The following is a 19,497-nucleotide window of genomic DNA, read 5'->3' on the forward strand; positions in this document are numbered from 1 at the left end:
AATGCAAACTAAATAGGAGCTACACTGATTCTATGGCTTTTCCTATAAGGGCCAAACACCAGCGCGGGCTTTACGACCCGGAACCGGTAGTCCCGCTCGTCTTAAGAGTGCGAGCCATACTGCTCAGGATACGATAGATTTCACCTGCCGCCGGGTGCCATTGCTCGACCTCTTTGCCCTGAGAGGCGACTACCTGTTCGTCACCTCGCGCTGCTGGACCCGTAAGAGCTTTTCGCGGCCCTAGGGCATTTACATTATCTGCTGTACTCTCCATGAGATTGGCATTCAGTCGCTCGATAATATCACTTGCAACACCTGCTTTCATCCAAGCTTCTTGTGCGATCGCCTGTAAGACAACGGTAAAATTGTTCGAGATAACGGCCGCCGCATGATAGAGGCTTTTGCCGTCCGACCGGATTGCAAAGCACTCAGCCCCCAATTGTTCCAAAATGGGCTGAATGACTGTTAGGGCCGCGCTGTCACCTTCGATTCCGCATAAAGCGCCATTGAACTGATCTTTCGCGCGCTCAGGGTCGGCAAAGGACATAACCGGGTGAATGCTGGCCAGCTGCCAATTCAAATGTCTGAGTGGGTTCATTTCAGAGGCCGGGAAAAAGCCGCTGCAGTGAAACGCCACGGATGTTCTCTTCGCCTTTTTCCCGGCCAGTTTCTTAGAAAGCTCTGACGCCACAGCGGCTATCTGAGTATCCGGCACCGCAAGAATCCAAATATCAGCGGGGCGCAAATCTGGAATGTGCTCAACCGCGCGTCCGGCCTTGATCCGTCCGACGGCGATTTGGGCGGACTTGTGGTTGGCGCTGAGGACGTCCTGAACCCGGTAGTTCGGATTTGCGGCCAGCAGGTGCATTAAGGTCCTCCCGACCCGACCTGCACCGATCAGGTTTATTGTAGTTTGCTTCATAACCCTGTGATCCTAAGCTTCTGAAATGAAGGGCGCTCAACATAGATGGTTTTCTCAAAAACCGTGATCTGGAAGAAATCATGTGAGAGCAGGGTGTATCAGTTAATAACATAACTTTGAACCGATGGCGTTCGGTGGATCACAGTGGATACGGGGTTGTCTCTCCTTCGGCCCATAATTCGACAAGGATGTATGAGAATACGGGTAACTCAGCATTGGCAATTGTTTCTTCCGTTAGACGGCAGATCGTCCAGGTGGTTTCTAACAGCAACCCAATAAGGACGATCTAGAGATTTTCCTGTTTAGCGGACTCTCATCACGCTGTTGCAATGCTTGGGTTACCGCGTCTTGAACGAACAACCGCTGTGTCGACTTAACTGCTGTTCGCTATAGCGCGGGGTATGAAAAATTCGGAAAGACTACTCTTGAGTATAATCGTCTTGTGAACTCTCAAGCAGACCAGCATCATATTGATTTGTGAGAATGAGTTTCGGGCCAACCAACTGCGTGAATCCGAGTTTTTTTGGGGTTTAACCTGAGGATACCTCACCAAGCAAATCACTGGCATCGCTCACGTCGATTGTGTGCTTTCCTCCAGCGACCGTCTCTAAGACTGTGCTTAGATCGGAGATAGGTATGGGAGCGCGCCCAAATTTTCTGCAATGCCTTGTGTAATCAACCAGTGTACGAAGTTCGAACATTCTCGCCCGGTGTTTTCGTGCAGTATTCAAAGCCTCACGAAACTCCACTTCGGCCAAGCCGCTATCGGAAGTCGTAATTGCATAAACTCGGTCAGTTTCTGCTTGAGCCCACCTTTCGTTTGTACGGCTTTGATGCTCGCGCGCACCGGCCAATAAAAGCAAGGCGCCTTTCCGATCACCTGTTTTTAAAGTGAGTTCGGCAATCAAGGTGAGAAAGAAAGGTTTGTAATTTCCTGCGCCGCTGGCCCACCATGCTTCAGAAGCATTTCGCAACGCGTGGATGGTATTCGGAGCTGGCGAAACAAAGGCATCCACCCAGCTTCGCCAGAGGTTTGCAGTCAAGGACATGAAGGTAAAAGAGTGCTTGGTTGAAAGCTCTTCCAACTGGGTCGCAACCTCATTTACTTTTTCGGGTTCACGGCGCAACAGATGAAGCATGCACAAGTATGTCAGGGACTGCGCTATACTATGGGCATGCTCAAGCTGTTGTGCTGCAGCGACCGCCTGTTGCTGAATTTCCAGTGCTTTGTCGGGGTCTCCGCGCATCCAAGTGGCCAGGCTAAGAAAGCATGAGGTTATCGCAGCATGGTCCGACCCGTAAATAAACGCGAGGTGCCCATCTCTTTTTCGATTGTAGAGCTTAAGGGCTTTTTCCAAATTCTCGTGGGCTGAATCTAGCTCGCCGATATGGAATAGTACTGCACCCTTAGCCCGATGGGCCACCATGAGGTGTTGCGTCTCGCCCGACGAATCCGCCAAATCCAGCAGTTGTTCTGCAACGTCCCTGGCCAAATCATATTCAGCCCGTACCAAATGAAAGGAATACAAACCATTCAATACTGGGAATAATTGTTCTTTTTCGTCCACGCGTTCACACAGGTCGCGTATTCTTGCGTAGACGGCACCGGTTTCATCGGCTGCAATTCCAGCAGTCGACCGCAGAACACCTGCTTTGAGAACCAGGATCTCAATTTCTTTTTGGTCCCGTTCACCACTGTGGTCGAGATTGCTTAACTGATCGATCGCCAAGGAGAGCTGCGTGCTTGCCTCAGTATTGGCTGAACGCTGGATCGCTCGTTGACCTGCGAGATGCCGATAGTCCATGGCCTCTTTACTCATGCCGGCTATCGTATAGTGGTGAGCCAGAATTTCCGGACTAGCATCGCCAACATAAGCATCTTTGTCGGAAAGTTTTTGCGCAACACGAGCGTGCAAAGCCCGACGCTCGCTTTTCAATAGGCTGTTGTAAGCAGTGTCTCGGATTAGGGCATGGCGGTAGCTGAAAGTTTCACGACCTTCCGTTTCTGAAACTGTAACGATTCCTGCATCCACCAAGAGTGTCAAACCTGCGCGCAGCGCTTGATCGCCAATGCCGACCACTTTGGCAATTAATGGATAAGAAAACTGCGGGCCAATCACCGCGCCAATCTGGGCCACTTCCTTGGCAGAGCTCAGGCGATCAAGTCGCGCCATTAACGCATCGTGCAAAGTTCTGGGAACAGAGTTCGCCGGCGAAGTTCCACCCGCAAAGTAAGCATCTCTACCTTCAGTCAAAGTTCCAGATTCGAGTAGATCTTTTGTCACCTCTTCTACGTAAAGCGGCACACCATCAGATCTGGCTGCCACCACATTATACATCTCATCAGAGATCGACTGGCCTTTGGCAACTTCGTCTACAATGCACTTAACCTGTTGAAAATCCAACTGCTTCAAAACAACCTTCGAAAGGTTCGATTGCAGCGCCCAACCTGGGTCGAACTCGGGTCTGAATGTCATCACAACCAGTACCGGAAGGTCGCGAATACGGTCCGTGATCCGATCCAGCAGCAACTTAGTCGTCGGATCAATCCAATGCGCATCTTCAAACAAAAGCAGCACTGGTTTCTCTTTGGCTTCAGAAGCCAGATTGCTGGTTAGCAGTTGTAACGTTTGCTCCATGAGTTGCTGCGGTGTCAGCTCTAGTGGCCCCAATTGTTCTTCAAATGGAACAGAAAGAAGAGATGCGGCCAACTTCAATGCATGGTCGGACTGGTCGTCTAGATAGGCAGAAATCTTCTTTAGCTTTACGTCGTTTGAATCATCGGACCGAAGATCAGCAGCATTTTCGAATTGGCGAATGGCAGGATAAAACGCACTAGCATAGTGGTAGGGGGAACATTGGTATCGAATCTGAGCGTTCGGCGCGTCCGAAACATACTTTCTTAATTCTTCTACCAATCGAGACTTGCCTATTCCAGGTTCTCCCGACACGAGAACAACCTGTCCTTGACCACTACAGGTTAACTCCCATTTACTTTTCAAGGTCACATATTCTGCGGCGCGACCAACCAAAGGTTTGAGCAACGCATCGTCTAAAGCCATGAAACGGCTAATGGTTTTTCGCAGTCCTGTTACTTGCCAAGCTTCGACCTCTCGGGAAAAACCCTTGAGCTTGAATGCGCCCCGGAGAACATATTCGAAAGTTTCACCCGCCAGATGATGAGTATTTGGAGCAACGATCAGCGTGCCTGGATCTGCCATTGCCTGCAGGCGTGCGGCCAGATTTGGCGTCTCGCCCATTGCCGTCCCATCCTCAAACATTTTTTCGCCACGCAGGTCACCGACAACGACCAACCCTGTTGCTATACCAATTCGGACATTGAGTTTCACATGAGTGCGAATATCTGGCACTTCTTTTATGATGCGCAGACCTGCACGAATGGCTCTTTCTGGGTCATCTTCGTGCGCATGGGGAAACCCGAAGAAAACCATAATTCCATCGCCGTAATAGCTTGCGATGTGACCATCAAAAGCCGCCACTGACGCGGCGCATGTTTCTTTGAACAGCCGAAGTACTTCGGCTAGATCTTCCGGATCGACGCGCTGGGATATTTCGGTTGATCCTACCAAATCGATAAACATGACGGTAAGTTGCCGTCGCTCTGCCACGATCGCGGGGCCTAGTGTGGAGTTGTGAGGTCGGTAGTCCCTTTCTGTATCGGCTCGAACAGCCTTAATGAAGCGTCGTCTTGGACCCAAGGGAAGGCCGATTGATATAAGGTCTTCGTCTGTTAACTCGGTAAGATCACCGGGTTCGATTTCGTGATCAGAAAAGGCCTCAACATACTTAGACAAACCATGTTTTTTTAACCAGCGTGCGATTTCAGACATTTGATCGTTTTGCTTGCCGTCACCGCAGCGCCTTCATCTGCGTCACACCAGCGTACATCCCTCGGTCTAGTTGGTCTGTTTCGTGCACCCAGTAGTTTTTTCTGAACACCTGAACTGCTTTCTCTCTATGAAGAACGGCGTAACAATTTTGGTCAAGGGCTTCGTTGCCTCGAAGTGGCACGAGCCCGCCGACAGCTCTCCGGTATCGGGTTGGTATTAATTGATCAAATGGGTATCGCGAAACGTTCGCTGCAGGTCCATATTCACCATCAAAGTGGCATGTTAACCGCTGCTGGATCAAATTTTACGCAAATATGCCCAGGAGACATATCCCTTCAGTCCGCGCGCTCGTTGCAAAGAAACGCGGCACCAACGGGTGCCGCCAGTTTGTTCGCAGCTGTGAACTCTCAGCGCGGTTCCATTTGGAAGACCAACAATCACGTTAAAACCTATTCCAGGCCCTGAACGCAATTTCAGCATATCTCCGCCTTCAACGCCAAAAACCTCGTATCGTCCAAGCGAGGCCGCCTTTACAGGATCAGGGTCGATGATGGCGCCTAGGAAAATTGCAGCCAATAGTATGAAGGTTGTACTACGCATCACGTTACCCTGCTCATTGCTTCAGCTCCCACCGTAGTGGTTCGGAGCATCAAGAGAAACTACCCGAAAACGGAAAATTTGCAGGAAGCGGACTCTGGAAGCTCTAAGACGGCCCAAACCTACCATTGGCTCTCGGGTGAGAATGTCGTGTTGCGGTCGTCAAAGCTGCTGTTTGCTGTCGGCGCGAATTCGAGGGTCAGCGGAATTCACATAACCTCATCAGACCACACTTAAGCTTCAATCTTACTCATCGCTGACAAAAGCACGCCGCGGATGTCCTCAATCTCGTCCGGGCGGCGAAACTTTTCAAAATGTAGCTTGTCGTGTTCCATGACATCTTTCATGCACACCCGATGACCCTGTGCTTCGGCTTGTGTCTGAGCGCCTCTAAATTGAGAGGCAGATTTTCAAATCATTCCCGCATTGACCTAAATGTCCCAATGGTTTCGGAGCGTTCAGGCTTGATTGTGCTGGAGATGCGATCATCAGTTGAGATTGCATTCATCCCGTGTGGCGCCAAAGGTCGGTTGGGAGGCGGGGTCAGTCCTTTCATGCAGTCTACGGAGTTTACCAGCTGATGTTTGTAAGTTTCGACCAGCACTAAATTCTCAGCGAAGTGGGCGACAAAACCGGGCCAAAGAGGCTGAAATTCATGAGACCCACAAATTTAAGAAATGGTTACGTTGACTGATCAAGGTAAAGAAATTCAGGTCCAAATACGAAAATAGTGTCGTGAAAAAGGACCGATGACATGTAAAGGGCGAGTTCGCCATATGTGTGGGTTGAAAACGTGCTCGTCTATGTCTTCCACTTTGGCTGGCATCGAGGTTGCCAACATGTTCTGAAGGAAGAAATGTTCCGACAAAGCTCACTTGTACGGCGTTGCAAACATGAGCTTGGGCAACACCACCCGTTGGAACATCAGTTCTCAAAGTGTATTAACTTTACGGTGCCTTAAAGAGACGGTGATCCGACAGCAGCCGACGCTTTTCGGCCATTGCTTCCAACCGGCGTCTCTCTAGCCCCAGTTTGAACGATTGCTCAACAAAGTCGATATGATCGGTGGCAGCCTTTTCAGCGCGAGCCTCGTTCCCCTCAATCACTGCTTGGCCCAACTCGAGATGTTGTTGCAAAAGCTTCTCGCCTGTGCCGTCGATCGTTTTTAGAAAGTCACGATTGTAAAACACACCTTTGCGCGCGAGTTCGTAGATCGATGCCATCATATGGATCAAGGTCGCATTCTGGCTGGCATCGACAATCGCAGAGTGCAGCGCAAAGTCGGCCTCTTGAGATGCCTTCGAGTCGTTTTCTTGCCAGGCTCGTTCATTCTCTTCAAGAATTTCTGCAATTCGTTCCTTGTCTGCTTTTGTCGCGCGGCGCGCGGCCAGTCTGGCGGCAAATCCTTCCTGCTCACGCCGATATTCCAGATAGTCAAAAAAGGCCGGTTCATGCCGCTCGTAGAGCGCCAGCAGCGCTGGCATCATTGCCTGTCCAGTCAGCGCAGCAATAAAGGTCCCTTCACCATGCTGGGTTGTCACCAGGCCGCGTTCTTCAAGAGCAGACAACGCCTCGCGTAGTTTTGGTCGGGATACGCGCAGCATCTCGGCCAGATCCCTTTCGGAGGGTAGTTTACGGCCCTGTTTCAGTACGCCCGAGGCGATCAGGTCTTCGATCTGAGCCACTACCGCTTCGGCCAGCGATTCGTGGCCGACCGGTTCAAAGATTGCTGTGGAGTTCATGATGCTGACCTCTGCTCAACGCCAAAACAAAGATTACTGGTAAATAAATATAACCATATTTAATCAAAACTCAAGCTGCTGCCCATCGCGGGCAATATGATCTTAGTATTTTGTTTTTGCTAAAATTTAGGCGTTTCCCTATTTGCATCACCTTCTTGCGCTTCTGGCAAAGCTGGCTCTGCATATCTTCATTTGATGCACTAGAGATACCCATTGGTAAATAAAATTGTTGACTGGTTTTTATTGGTAAAGTTAATTTACCACCGGAAGGGCGCTGGAGGAGCCTGCGCCGCTGATTGGGGAAATGCCCAGACCTATCCTGGAGGAGATTTCATGAAGAAGACCCTGACGAGCCTCGCCGTGGCTGCCAGCCTGATGGCCGCACCTGCGCTTGCCGCCGACAAACTGCTGCTGAAAACACCGATTGCTTTTTCGACCGAATTGCCGGGCCTGGGCTCGCCAATCCCGCGTGTTGCCGAACAGCTGGACCTGATGTCAGGTGGTACGCTGAAGATGAAAGTATACGAGCCGGGCAAACTGGTCCCGCCGTTTGAAATTCTGGATGCCGTATCCACTGGCAAAATCAACTCGGGTTACACCACTGCTGGGTACTGGGCGGGCAAAATCCCTGCCGCGCCGTTGTTCTCGGCCGTTCCATTCGGCCCCGAGGCGGGCGAGTATATGGCCTGGCTGTATTACGGAAACGGACTGACACTCTATCAAGAGATGTATGATCAGGCCGGTTTCAACGTCAAAGTTCTGCCCTGCGCGATTATTGCGCCTGAGACCTCGGGTTGGTTCGCATCCGAGATAAATTCTCCCGAAGACCTGAACGGTCTGAAGATGCGCTTCTTTGGTCTGGGCGGCAAAGTGATGCAGAAACTGGGGGTTGCGACTTCGCTGCTGCCGGGCGGTGAAATCTTCCCCGCGCTGGAAAAAGGTGCCATCGACGCAACCGAATTTTCGATGCCCGCCATCGACGCGCGTTTGGGCTTTCACAAGTTGGTGAAATTCAACTATTTCCCCGGCTGGCATCAGCAGGCCACTGTTTTCGAACTGCTGATCAACAAAGATGTCTGGAACGAAACCAGCGATCAGCACAAAGCGATCATTGAAAGCGCCTGTAAAGCCTCGATGGCGGACAGCTTTGCCGAAGGAGAAGCCATTCAGCACGCTGCGCTGATCGACAACGTCGAAAACAACGGTGTCACCATCAAACAATGGTCGCCCGAGATGCTGGAGACCTTCCGTGCAACTTGGGATGAGGTTGCTGCTGAAGAAGCTGCCAACGACGCTTTCTTTGCTCAGGTTCTGGCCGACATGAACGAGTTCCGGGAAGGCTACGGCCTCTGGAAAACGAACGCGTTCCTCCCTCGTCAGTAACCTCCCTTGCTGACGAAACCGGGGCGGCGGCATCCGTCGCTCCGGTTCTTATTTCCTGATCTTCGGAATTTCTAACCTTTCACTGCCCGCGCGCCGGGCTGCTGAGCGAGGTATGACCATGACCACACAGAACAACCTTACCGATCCGGTCGAAGCCTATGAAGGCATCCTGGAGCACCCCGAGACTGACCGTCAGAAGATCGCCGTTGCGATTGACGCAAGCGTGAAGGCTGTTGGCCATGTGGTCATGTGGGCAAATGTCCTGCTAATGGGGGCGATATTCGCTCAGGTGTCGCTGCGCTACCTGTTCAGCCAGAACTATCCCAAACTGGATGAGATTCAGTGGCATTTCTACGGCATCGTCACAATGATCGGTATTTCCTATGCCCTGATCACCGATAGCCATGTGCGCGTAGACGTGTTGCACATGCAACTGTCGCGCCGGGCCCAGCGGGTCATCGAGGTGATCGGTATTCTGACCCTGCTGACCCCGTTCATCTATCTGATGATCGATCAGGGGTACGATTACTTCTATGAAAGCTTCCGGGTCAATGAACGCTCGGACAGCCCAACCGGCCTGCCTGCCCGCTGGGCTTTCAAGGCGGTGATCCCGATCAGCTTTGTTCTTCTAGCACTGGCTGCGCTGGCGCGTCTGATCCACGATGGGCACGCGCTTTTGTATGGACCGGCCTCAGAGCGCGAAGGTGCATCTTTGCGTCGTATCCTGCTGGTTCTGGCCGTGTTTGCCGCAGTTTGCGCCGGCTTGACCTTCCTGGTGGAAACCACCGAGGAAAAGCTGGTCATCGCGATGTTCCTGACCTTCATCGCTCTGCTCTTCACCGGCTATCCGGTGGCATGGGTGCTGGCGGGTGTGGGTGTGGCTTATTGTGGTCTGGCCTACCTTTTCGACAACGACCTGATGCTGTGGACCGGGTTGGAGAGCACCTTTACCGGGCTTGATTATCTGACCCTTGGCGCCGTGGTGAACCGGGTCTATGCGACCATGTCCAACGCGGTTCTGGTCGCCCTGCCGATGTTCATTTTCATGGGTCTGATGCTGGACGAATCCGGTGTGGCCGAACGTCTGATGTCCTCGATGCAGCGCCTGTTCGGCACCGTTCGCGGTGGTCTGGCGATCACGGTGACCCTGATCGGTATCATTCTGGCGGCCTCGACCGGCATCATCGGTGCGTCCGTTGTTCTGCTGGGTGTACTGTCGCTGCCCTCGATGATGCAGCAGAAGTACCAGCCGACGTTGGCTGCCGGTGTTGTTTCGGCTTCGGGTACGCTGGGCATTCTGATCCCGCCGTCGATCATGCTGGTAATCATGGCCGACCAGATGGCCCTGTCTGTGGGTGACCTGTTCATGGCTGCGGTCTTCCCCGGTGTGATCATCGGTGGCCTCTACCTGACCTACATCTTCATCCTCGCGCTGGTAAAGCGCGACGCGGCCCCCGTGCCCGAAGGCGCCACGGCCCCCGACTGGGCTGCCGTCAAGGACGTGCTGATCGCGGTCATCCCGACCCTGATGCTGATCCTTGCGGTTTTGGGTTCGATCTTTGCGGGTCTGACCACACCGACCGAAGCCTCGGGCATCGGTGCGCTGGGTGCGACCCTGCTGGCCTTGGGCTATCGCAAGCTGACCTTCAAGAAGCTGTGGAACGTGCTGGTGTCGACCTTCAACACCACCGCTTACATCTTCGCGATTTTCCTGGGCGCGACCGTGTTCTCGTATGTCCTGCGGGAACTGGGTGGGGACGAGCTGATCGAACACGTTGTTCAATCCACTGGCTTCGGCGCCAACGGCACCGTTCTCTTCATCCTGTTCATCGTCTTCCTGCTGGGCTTCGTTCTGGACTGGATCGAGATCACGTTGATCGTACTGCCGCTGATGCGCCCCATCGTGAACGGCCTTGGCATCGACATTCCAGGCTTTGGCGTTCTGGATGAACCGGCGCTGGTGTGGTTCGTGATCCTGGTCGCGGTGACGCTGCAAACCAGCTTCCTGACACCGCCGGTGGGCTTCGCCCTGTTCTACCTGAAAGGCGTCTGCCCGCCCGAGATCAAGCTGATGCACATCTACAAGGGTATCATCCCCTTCGTACTGCTGCAGCTGACTGGTCTGGCGCTGGTCTTCCTGTGGCCGACCCTCGCCACCTGGCTGCCTTCGGTCGCTTACTAAGGAGCTGCCCCAATGCGTCTGAACCAATGCCATAACTTCCACGACTTCCGGCGGCTGGCCAAACAGCGGCTGCCGGGCCCCATCTTCAACTATATCGACGGTGGCGCGGATGATGAGGTGACCTATCGGGAGAACACCCATGCGTTCGACCGCTGCGATCTGTTGCCCTCGGTACTGCGCGGGGTGAAGGACGTGGATATGTCTGTCACGGTGATGGGGCAAAAACTGGAAATGCCGGTCTATTGCTCACCCACCGCCTTGCAGCGTCTGTTCCACCATCAGGGGGAACGCGCCGTTGCGGCAGCGGCCGAGAAATACGGGACCATGTTCGGCGTGTCCTCGCTGGGCACCGTCTCGTTGGAAGAGCTACGGCAGAAGCACAAGAATCCGCAGGTCTATCAGTTCTATTTCCACAAGGATCGCGGCCTGAACGCCGCCATGATGCAGCGCGCCAAAGAGGCAGGCGTCGAGGTCATGATGCTGACCGTCGACAGCATCACCGGCGGCAACCGCGAGCGTGATCTGCGCACCGGCTTCTCGATTCCGTTCCGACTGACGCTGGGCGGCATGGTCCAATTTGCGATCAAGCCGATGTGGGGGATCAACTATGTCACCCACGAGAAATTCCGCCTGCCGCAACTGGAAGAGCATGTGGATATGGGCGGTGGTGCCAGTTCGATCGGTGGGTATTTCACCGATATGCTGGACCCGTCGATGAACTGGGAAGACGTGGCGCAGATGGTGCGAGACTGGGATGGTCAGTTCTGCCTCAAAGGTATCATGACCGTCGAAGACGCCCGCCGCGCGGCAGATATCGGATGTACCGGAATTATCCTGTCAAATCACGGTGGCCGTCAGCTGGATGGTTCACGCACACCGTTCGATCAACTGGCCGAGATTGTCGATGCGGTTGGTGACAGGCTGGATGTGATGATGGACAGCGGCATTCAACGCGGAACCCATGTGCTCAAGGCGTTGTCGCTGGGGGCCAAGGCAGTGGGAGTCGGACGACACTATCTGTATCCACTTGCTGCTGCGGGTCAAGCGGGGGTTGAGCGCGCGCTGGGGTTGATGCGAGCCGAGATCGAACGGGACATGAAACTGATGGGCGTGACACGCATCGATCAACTGAACAGCGGGAATATCCGGTTTCGCGACGCCTAACTTTGACGGGGAAGTGACATGACCAACGAAGCATTGATCAAGACATTCCGATCTATCGTGGGATCGCGTCACGTTCTCACCGGTGAAAAGGCCACAGAACGGTTTCGGCGTGGCTTCCGCTCGGGCGAGGGTGACGCGCTGTGCGTGATACAGCCAGGTTCCCTAATGGAGCAATGGCGCGTACTTCAGGCCTGTGTGGCGGCCGATAAGATCGTCATTATGCAGGCGGCCAATACAGGGCTGACCGAGGGGTCGACCCCCTCGGGCCGCTACGATCGCGATGTTGTTCTGATCAACACCCGCCGGATGGATACGCTTGTGACGTTGAATGGTGGAGAGCAGATCGTCAGCTTTCCCGGTGCCACGCTGTTCGCGTTGGAAAAACTACTGACTCCGCTGGGGCGCGAACCGCATTCGGTGATTGGATCGTCCTGTATAGGTGCGTCAATTGTCGGTGGGGTTTGCAACAACTCTGGCGGATCTTTGGTCGAACGCGGGCCGGTTTACACCGAACTGTCCGTTTATGCGCGGATCAACGAGGAAGGCGATCTGGAACTGGTCAATCATCTGGGCATTGATTTGGGCGAAACGCCCGAGGATATCCTTGCCAATTTAGATGCCGGAACATTTGAGCGAAATCCGGGGGGCACGAACAAACGCGCCTCGGCCAGCGACTACGCGCAGATCGTGCGCGATGTGGATGCCGAAACACCCGCGCGGTACAACGCAGACAAGGCCAAGCTCTTTGAAACTGCGGGTTCCGCAGGGAAACTAGCAGTTTTTGCAGTGCGTCTGGATACTTTTCCCAAAAACGATGCCGAGAAGGTTTTCTACATCGGGACCAACGACCCCGACGATCTGGCCGATTTGCGCCGGCATATCCTGTCCGAGTTCAAGTCTTTGCCAGTCTCAGCTGAATACATGCAGCGCGAGGTGTTCGACATCACCGCACGCTATGGCAAAGACACAGTGGTCATGATCGACAAGCTGGGCACCGACCGGCTGCCGATGTTTTTTGCCATGAAAGGAGCCGTAGACGCCCGCCTACGTCGGATTCCGGTTCTGCGAAACCTCACAGACCGGTTCATGCAAATAGCTGCGTCTCTGTGGCCGCGTGTTCTGCCCAAACGGATGGTGGAGTTTCGCGATCGCTATGAACATCACCTGATTCTCAAGATGCGAGACGGCGGTATTGACGAAGCTGCGGATTGGCTGCCTGTATTCCTGAAAGGTCGCGACGCAGATTTTTTCAGATGCACCGTACGGGAAGCGAAGATTGCCGGCTTGCACCGATTCGCAGCAGCAGGCGCTGCAGTTCGCTACATGGCGATCCATGCAGATGGGGTAGAGGACATCATCGCCTTGGACGTCGCCCTCCGCCGAAACGATCAGGACTGGTTGGAGAAACTTCCACCAGAGATAGAGGATCAACTGGTTCACAAGCTCTATTATGGCCACTTCATGTGCCATGTGATGCATCAGGACTACGTGGTCAAGAAAGGTGCGGACACCAAGGCGCTCAAGGCGGCGATGCTGAAAATCTTTGATGAACGTGGTGCAGAGTACCCTGCCGAGCACAATGTTGGCCATCTGTATCAGGCTAAACCAGATCTGGCAGCACACTACCAATGTTGCGATCCGACCAATTCGTTCAACCCCGGAATCGGTAAGATGTCTAGAAATCGAAATTACATCGAAAGTGATTTTCGGTGACCGATCGATAATCTGTTTGGGGTTTGGTTTGGATCTGGGTTCAAGCTCAGATTCCAATTCAGATAGAATCCCTATTACAATCGACCGGAGAGTATCTTGACTAGGTCGGGTTCTGCCTTCTGGATCTGCTCCAGATCCATACTGTTTTGAACGTGCAGCAGATGATGCCGAATGGCGTCTTCCGCAGATTGGGGGTCCCGCTGTTGATGGCATCGGCGGCCTTGGCAACACTGAGCGCATTTCCGCGATCGTGCTGCCGTGATCGTTCAGATACAAACTTCGCTGGTACATCATACAAAAAGACAATCCGTCGATGCTTCAGGATATCGAAGCAAGACGCCAACGGAAATCGACAGCCTGCGTGGAGAGGTTTCGCGGTTGGCAAAAACCTGTAACGTGTCGTTACCGCTCAATACGGCTCTGGCGGCCCTGATCCGGCTCAAAGGCCGGATTGCGCGCGTGACCATTTATTCTTTGGGCCGCCATGAGGAACCAAAATACTGTGGATAAACCTGCCAACACCCAATCAATAACAGCAGGCGGCGCCCTATTCAGGAAACTCAAAGCCCTTGGCATTGACTATGTTTTTGCCAATTCGGGCACGGATTTCCCTCCTATTATCGAGGGGCTGATCGAAGCGCGCCAGAAGAAACTTGATTTGCCAATCCCGGTTACGTGTCCACATGAACATGCCGCGATGGGTATGGCACATGGGTATTACCAGATTTCGGGCCGCATCCAGTCGGTCATGCTCCACACCAATGTCGGATTGTCGAATGGCGCGACCGGAGCCATCAACGCATCTTGCGACCACATTCCGATGATCCTTATGTCGGGGCGCACGCCGGTTATGGAAAAGGACCGGTTCGGAGCCCGTACCGTGCCGATCGGGTGGGGGCAGGAGATGTACGATCAAACCGCCCTCGTGCGTGAAACGGTCAAATGGGACTACGAGTTGCGGTTTCCCGAACAACTTTCAGAACTATTTGACCGAGCTTGGGCGATATCTAACTCAACTCCCAAAGGGCCGGTCTATCTGAGCCTGCCGCGTGAGGTTTTGTGCAAGCAGACGCCGCCCGAAGGGCTGGATCAACAATCCATCATGTTGCCAGTGGTCACGGCGCCAGCACCGTCTTCGCTTGCTGAGGCGGCAGAGCTTCTTGCCAACGCTCAAAATCCCCTCATCATCAGCCAGCGGGGCACCGGTTCATATGACGCCTTCGACGCGTTCGGAGATTTCGTTTCCGATTGGGCGCTGCCGGTAAGCCACTACTGGGCCAATCAGATATCCCTCCCACTCGCACATCCAATGCACATCGGTCAGAACCCCGAGGACCTTTTGGCCGAGGCAGATGTCGTTCTTGTCATCAATTCGTTGGCCCCGTGGTGGCCGGACAAGGTTGACCTTCGTGACGATGTGAAAGTCATTCAACTCGGCCCGGATCCGCTTTTTTCGCGCACGCCTGTCCGAAATTTCCAGGCAAATGTTACCCTTGCGGGAGAGACGTCAGATACGTTGCTTGCACTTATTGCGGTGATGAAAAGATTGCCGCGCGACGAAGGGCGTCTCGAGACCCGTCGAAAGAGCATCTCCAATCTCGCAGAAATCAATCGCAAGGAAGTTGTTGCAATCGCAGAAAAGGGTGCTGGTGGGTCGATGTCAAAAGACTGGGTGAGCCTTTGTGTCGGCAAGGCGATCAAAGGGCGCAAAGCGACTATTTTCCACGAGCTCGGCTTGCCGCTTGGGCCGCTCGACCTGCAAGACCACAACAGTTACTTCCAAGAACCCCATGCCGGTGGTCTGGGATGGGGGTTACCCGCAGCATTGGGAGGGCAGTTGGCCGAGCCGGACCGTCTGATTTTTGCGACGATGGGGGACGGTAGTTACATGTTCTCCAACCCCACGGCCTGCCACTTGATCGCTGAGGCGATGGGACTGCCGATCATCACGCTAGTGCTGAACAATGAAGAATGGGGCGCTGTGCACCACTCGGTCGAAGGGCTATATCAGAACGGTCTGGTGGGGAAATCGAATGACGTTCCGCTGACCCGGCTGCAACCGAGTCCGGATTTCACTAAAACAGCTGAGGCAAGCCGTGCTTACACTGAAACTGTAGAGACGGGCGACGAATTACCAGCAGCGTTGGACCGCGCGATCCGGATTGCGACCGTAGAAAGGCGGCAGGTTCTCTTGAATATTGCAATCGCCCGTACCGGGACACTGTGAACGCAGGTATGCCGGAGAGAGGAGGTTGCTTTTGACCGAACCCAATTTATTGCAGCGTGGCGAAACTATGTTCCTTGGCGGCGTGTTTTTTTACGAAACTAGGATTGGTATCGACATATGGTTCATTCAGTTGCCTATTTTGGCAACTAAATGTCAAAAATCCTCAATTTTGTTGGTGAATCTAATGGGTACAATAATGCCAAGCGGAAGCAGAGGATTATTCTGAGCAACTTAACATGCGTTGCGACAAAAAACGGCTTCAACGGAATACTGCCTGTTCCCGGGGCGGTGTTTGCTAGATTTGTAGATCAGGAGGAGATCATGGGTATTCTGAAACGAGCGAAATATTTCGCTTTGGGCACAGCGATGTCTGCACTTGCCGTACCATTTGCCTGGGCGGCCGACTATGAATTCAAGCTTCACCATTTTCTTAGCCCAAAGGCACCGGCGCACGCGCAGATGCTGGAACCCTGGGCGCAACAAATCATGGACGCGTCAGACGGGCGTATCAAAATCGAGATTTTCCCATCCATGACACTGGGTGGAAAGCCACCTCAGCTGCCACGACAGGTGCGCGACGGTGTTGTTGATATCGCTTGGATCGTGAATGCTTATGCCGCCGGGCAGTTCCCGCGCACAGAAGTATTCGAGCTTCCAGGCGTGCATCAAGGCAGCAGTGCTGCCGTAAACCAGGCAATGCGTACAATGTATGAAGACGGTGAACTAAGTAAGGATTTCAAAGGCGTTGTTCCTCTGTTTCAACACGTGCATGGCGGTCAGGCGATTCATATGGCTGATGAGGAAGTGCGCTCGCCATCCGACCTGGCTGGAAAAAAGATTCGAATTCCATCGCGGACCGGTTCATGGATTATCGAGGCCCTTGGCGCCAATCCGGTAAAAACTTCGGTAGGGGAAATTCCGGTGGCTTTATCAAAAAAAGTGATCGACGGTGCGTTGATCCCGTTCGAAATCATTCCGCCGCTTAAGATTCACGAGCAGACCAAGTACCAGATCGAAGGACCAGGTGGTCAACGCCTTGGCACTACATCGTTCTCGGTCATCATGAATGAAGACCGCTGGAACAGCTTGCCCGAAGACATTCAGCAAATATTCATCGATAACTCTGATATGGATTGGCACGCCAAGGTAGGTGAGATCTGGGATGGCGCAGAGACCTTTGGAATTGGCGTGGCGACCAAATCTGGCAATGAGCATGTGCAACTGAGCGATGCCGAGTGGGCCGAGTTCGAAGATGCCGTCGCTCCGGTGGTTGTTCGTTGGATCGAGGAAATGGATAAAAAGGGTATTGACGGTCAGGCGCTCTATGATGAGGCCGTGAAACTTGTCAATCAGAACATGGCGACGAACTGACTAATGTGGGGCTCGACGCAAAAAGAGGCGAGGCTTATCGGCCTCGCCCGCTCTCTCATAACCGGTTGGGCCCTGTTCGGCGGGCTTGTTCTGATCGTTGTCGTCTTAGTGAATGCTTGGTCGATTTTGGCTGGTGCGATTGTCGGGAAACCATTTCCCGGCGATTTTGAACTGACTGAGATGGGGGCGGCAATTGCAGCATTCTGTTTCTTGCCTTACTGCCAACTTGTAGGCGCCAACGTGTCGGCTGACATTTTCACCATGCGTGCCGGCCCCCTTTCCGTTGCCCTGATGTCCATCTTTGCGGCTCTGATTGCGCTGTTGTTTTCAGCATTGCTTATCTGGCGCATGGGAGCCGGCCTGCAGGATTATCGCGAATACGAGGAATTTACTGGAATCCTCGAAATCCCGATCTGGTGGGCTTTCGTGCCCGCATTAATTTCGCTTGTGCTGCTCTTCGTGGCCTCGTTGATCACTCTGAAGGACGCGCTGCAAAAGCTGCGCAGAAGCGAGGTCTATTGAAATGGACAGCATCACGATAGGTCTTTCGGGCCTGGGTGTTCTGATTTTCCTGATCGCCATTCGCGTTCCCATTGCTTACTCGATGATTGCAGTCGGTGGCGTTGGAATCGCGCTGTTGAACGGCCCGGCAATTGTCCTGAGCCAACTCAAGGATTTGGCATACGGGCAGTTTTCCGTTTACGATCTTTCCGTTGTTCCGCTTTTCGTGCTCATGGGGGCAATCGCATCGCGTTCGGGTTTGAGCGCGGATTTGTTTCGCGCAGCCAATGCCTGGCTCGGTTGGATGCGCGGCGGCGTGGCGATGTCCGCCATCGCCGCATGTGCAGGGTTTGGTGCGGTCTGCGGATCGTCGCTGGCCACTGCTTCGACAATGGGTCGAGTCGCGCTACCAGAGCTGAAACGCTATAACTATTCGCCCAAGCTTGGGACTGGTACGATAGCCGCCGGAGGGGTGCTGGGAATTCTGATCCCTCCATCCGTCGTGCTCATTATCTATGCGATCATTGTCGAAGCGAATGTTGTAACGATGTTCAAGGCAGCTATGATTCCCGGTTTGATCGCCGTGCTGTTCTTCATCCTGACGATCCTGGTTTACGTATTGATTTCACCACAATCCGGTCCAAAAGGGGAAAGCGCCTCGCGCGAGGAATTGATTGCCGCCACCTTAAATGTTTTGCCTGTTGGGTTGGTTTTCGGCGTCGTGATTGGCGGGATATACCTTGGCTTTTTTAATCCCACTCCAGCAGCCGCAGTTGGAGTGGTCATGGTCGCGATATTTGGCCTAGTCCGCGGGCAGTTTTCGCTTAGGGACGCACGTGAGGCACTTTTGGAGACCGCGCGAACCGCAGGTATGATTTATCTGATCCTACTCGGGGCCGAACTTCTGAAGATCTTCATGTCTCGGGGCGGTGTGCCTCAGGCAATGGCAGAGTGGATGGCAAATTCTGGCCTGACTCCGATGACGACCCTATTAGTGTTGCTGTTCGCGCTGATCCTTCTTGGTTGCCTTATGGACAGCCTTTCAATGATCCTGTTGGCAATGCCATTTTTCTGGCCGGTTCTGGTTGAGATGAATGGTGGAGATTTCGCAACCGCCGAAACGTCGCCTTTTGGAATGGACACAGAAGACCTCAAAATCTGGTTCGGAATATTAGCACTTATCGTCGTTGAACTTGGGTTGATCACACCGCCGGTTGGCATGAATGTTTTCATTATCTCGGCGCAATCCCGTGATGTCCCGATGCGCGATACGTTTCTTGGTGTGATGCCGTTCTTCGGGGCAGAAATTGTGCGCGTCGGGGTGTTGATCGCGTTCCCGGCCCTTACGCTTTGGCTGCCGAGGGTCTTGTCAGGATAGCAGAACTTGCTTTTTCGAACCGGGCGCCGTTGGGGGAGTGTCGGCGTTCGGTTGTTCGTTTAAGCAAATGGTTGATCAAAAAGTGGTAGGTTGAAAAGGCAAAAAAACTGTAAGCAAACGCAGAATAAGCACTCTAAGTTCAGAACGCACCTACTGCTGTCGTCTAGGCTGTACTTTTATGAAATCGCGAAAACAGTGCTAATCGGAAGAACCGAACCGCTCGATTGGTTGTGTTGCAAGTTCATTGAAAGGGTAGGATAGCCTTTGGCTTCGACGCACCCATCCTGCAAGTTCACCAAATTACTGAATCCTGGAAGTCCTAGTGCTAGAGAACTGCCTATTTAGGATCTTTTTGCGACTTCGATACCGTTCAAGGTAGCGAGGTTAACACGCACATCACGTTCGGCCAGGTCTTTTCTAAATCATGATAGGATATAGAGTAGCAAATTATAGAACACGGCGAACA

13 protein-coding genes are annotated in these 19,497 nt (G+C 53.4%); 9 read left to right on the forward strand and 4 right to left on the reverse strand.

Going from position 1 to position 19,497, the window contains the following annotated elements; genetic code table 11:
- Nucleotides 1–70 precede the first annotated feature (70 nt).
- The 4 genes from ACR0DT_RS18640 to ACR0DT_RS18655 form a co-directional block, all read right to left on the reverse strand.
- A complete protein-coding gene (locus tag ACR0DT_RS18640) occupies nucleotides 71–922 on the reverse strand; it encodes a Rossmann-like and DUF2520 domain-containing protein (protein WP_480712194.1) in 852 nt (283 codons plus the stop codon).
- A 530-nt stretch (nucleotides 923–1,452) separates the two neighbouring features.
- Complete coding sequence (locus ACR0DT_RS18645) at nucleotides 1,453–4,773, reverse strand: ATP-binding protein (RefSeq protein ID WP_480712195.1); 3,321 nt, start codon at nucleotides 4,771–4,773, stop codon at nucleotides 1,453–1,455.
- A gap of 297 nt (nucleotides 4,774–5,070) precedes the next feature.
- The gene (locus tag ACR0DT_RS18650) at nucleotides 5,071–5,373 is read right to left on the reverse strand and encodes an SH3 domain-containing protein (protein WP_480712196.1); all 303 of its coding nucleotides are present in this window, start codon (nucleotides 5,371–5,373) and stop codon (nucleotides 5,071–5,073) included.
- Between the two features lie 944 nt (nucleotides 5,374–6,317).
- Nucleotides 6,318–7,112 (reverse strand): FadR/GntR family transcriptional regulator, encoded by a 795-nt coding sequence (locus ACR0DT_RS18655; RefSeq protein WP_480712197.1) that lies wholly within the window; start codon nucleotides 7,110–7,112, stop codon nucleotides 6,318–6,320.
- A gap of 333 nt (nucleotides 7,113–7,445) precedes the next feature.
- Between ACR0DT_RS18655 and ACR0DT_RS18660 the strand changes: the two genes are divergently transcribed.
- The 9 genes from ACR0DT_RS18660 to ACR0DT_RS18700 all read left to right on the forward strand — a co-directional run bounded on the left by ACR0DT_RS18660 (nucleotide 7,446) and on the right by ACR0DT_RS18700 (nucleotide 19,031).
- The gene (locus ACR0DT_RS18660) at nucleotides 7,446–8,495 is read left to right on the forward strand and encodes a TRAP transporter substrate-binding protein (protein ID WP_480712198.1); all 1,050 of its coding nucleotides are present in this window, start codon (nucleotides 7,446–7,448) and stop codon (nucleotides 8,493–8,495) included.
- Between the two features lie 118 nt (nucleotides 8,496–8,613).
- The gene (locus ACR0DT_RS18665; RefSeq protein ID WP_480712199.1) at nucleotides 8,614–10,677 is read left to right on the forward strand and encodes a TRAP transporter large permease subunit; all 2,064 of its coding nucleotides are present in this window, start codon (nucleotides 8,614–8,616) and stop codon (nucleotides 10,675–10,677) included.
- A 12-nt stretch (nucleotides 10,678–10,689) separates the two neighbouring features.
- Nucleotides 10,690–11,841 carry an alpha-hydroxy acid oxidase gene (locus ACR0DT_RS18670; protein ID WP_480712200.1) on the forward strand — a complete coding sequence of 384 codons (1,152 nt, stop codon included), beginning with the start codon at nucleotides 10,690–10,692 and terminating at the stop codon, nucleotides 11,839–11,841.
- A gap of 18 nt (nucleotides 11,842–11,859) precedes the next feature.
- Complete coding sequence (gene dld, locus ACR0DT_RS18675; RefSeq protein WP_480712201.1) at nucleotides 11,860–13,554, forward strand: D-lactate dehydrogenase; 1,695 nt, start codon at nucleotides 11,860–11,862, stop codon at nucleotides 13,552–13,554.
- A gap of 258 nt (nucleotides 13,555–13,812) precedes the next feature.
- Nucleotides 13,813–14,064 (forward strand): ketopantoate reductase C-terminal domain-containing protein, encoded by a 252-nt coding sequence (locus ACR0DT_RS18680; protein ID WP_480712202.1) that lies wholly within the window; start codon nucleotides 13,813–13,815, stop codon nucleotides 14,062–14,064.
- Entirely contained in the window at nucleotides 14,057–15,781 is a 1,725-nt protein-coding gene (locus tag ACR0DT_RS18685) for a thiamine pyrophosphate-requiring protein (RefSeq protein WP_480712203.1), read from the forward strand. The genes ACR0DT_RS18680 and ACR0DT_RS18685 overlap by 8 nt, the downstream gene beginning before the upstream one ends.
- 321 nt (nucleotides 15,782–16,102) lie before the next feature.
- Nucleotides 16,103–17,152: a TRAP transporter substrate-binding protein gene (locus ACR0DT_RS18690; RefSeq protein WP_480712204.1), complete on the forward strand. Its 1,050-nt coding sequence runs from the start codon at nucleotides 16,103–16,105 to the stop codon at nucleotides 17,150–17,152.
- A gap of 3 nt (nucleotides 17,153–17,155) precedes the next feature.
- Nucleotides 17,156–17,674: a TRAP transporter small permease gene (locus ACR0DT_RS18695; protein ID WP_480712205.1), complete on the forward strand. Its 519-nt coding sequence runs from the start codon at nucleotides 17,156–17,158 to the stop codon at nucleotides 17,672–17,674.
- 1 nt (nucleotide 17,675) lies between these two features.
- Nucleotides 17,676–19,031, forward strand: a complete 1,356-nt coding sequence (locus ACR0DT_RS18700; protein ID WP_480712206.1) for a TRAP transporter large permease — start codon at nucleotides 17,676–17,678, stop codon at nucleotides 19,029–19,031.
- The last annotated feature ends 466 nt before the right edge of the window (nucleotides 19,032–19,497 follow it).

The organism is Ruegeria sp. BI11 (genome assembly GCF_056538005.1).

Bases quoted from the DNA above. Each gene is read 5' to 3' on its own strand.
- ACR0DT_RS18640 (WP_480712194.1), bottom strand. From the start codon at position 922: ATGAAGCAAACTACAATAAACCTGATCGGTGCAGGTCGGGTCGGGAGG.
- ACR0DT_RS18645 (WP_480712195.1), bottom strand. From the start codon at position 4,773: ATGTCTGAAATCGCACGCTGGTTAAAAAAACATGGTTTGTCTAAGTAT.
- ACR0DT_RS18650 (WP_480712196.1), bottom strand. From the start codon at position 5,373: ATGCGTAGTACAACCTTCATACTATTGGCTGCAATTTTCCTAGGCGCC.
- ACR0DT_RS18655 (WP_480712197.1), bottom strand. From the start codon at position 7,112: ATGAACTCCACAGCAATCTTTGAACCGGTCGGCCACGAATCGCTGGCC.
- ACR0DT_RS18660 (WP_480712198.1), top strand. From the start codon at position 7,446: ATGAAGAAGACCCTGACGAGCCTCGCCGTGGCTGCCAGCCTGATGGCC.
- ACR0DT_RS18665 (WP_480712199.1), top strand. From the start codon at position 8,614: ATGACCACACAGAACAACCTTACCGATCCGGTCGAAGCCTATGAAGGC.
- ACR0DT_RS18670 (WP_480712200.1), top strand. From the start codon at position 10,690: ATGCGTCTGAACCAATGCCATAACTTCCACGACTTCCGGCGGCTGGCC.
- dld (WP_480712201.1), top strand. From the start codon at position 11,860: ATGACCAACGAAGCATTGATCAAGACATTCCGATCTATCGTGGGATCG.
- ACR0DT_RS18690 (WP_480712204.1), top strand. From the start codon at position 16,103: ATGGGTATTCTGAAACGAGCGAAATATTTCGCTTTGGGCACAGCGATG.
- ACR0DT_RS18695 (WP_480712205.1), top strand. From the start codon at position 17,156: ATGTGGGGCTCGACGCAAAAAGAGGCGAGGCTTATCGGCCTCGCCCGC.
- ACR0DT_RS18700 (WP_480712206.1), top strand. From the start codon at position 17,676: ATGGACAGCATCACGATAGGTCTTTCGGGCCTGGGTGTTCTGATTTTC.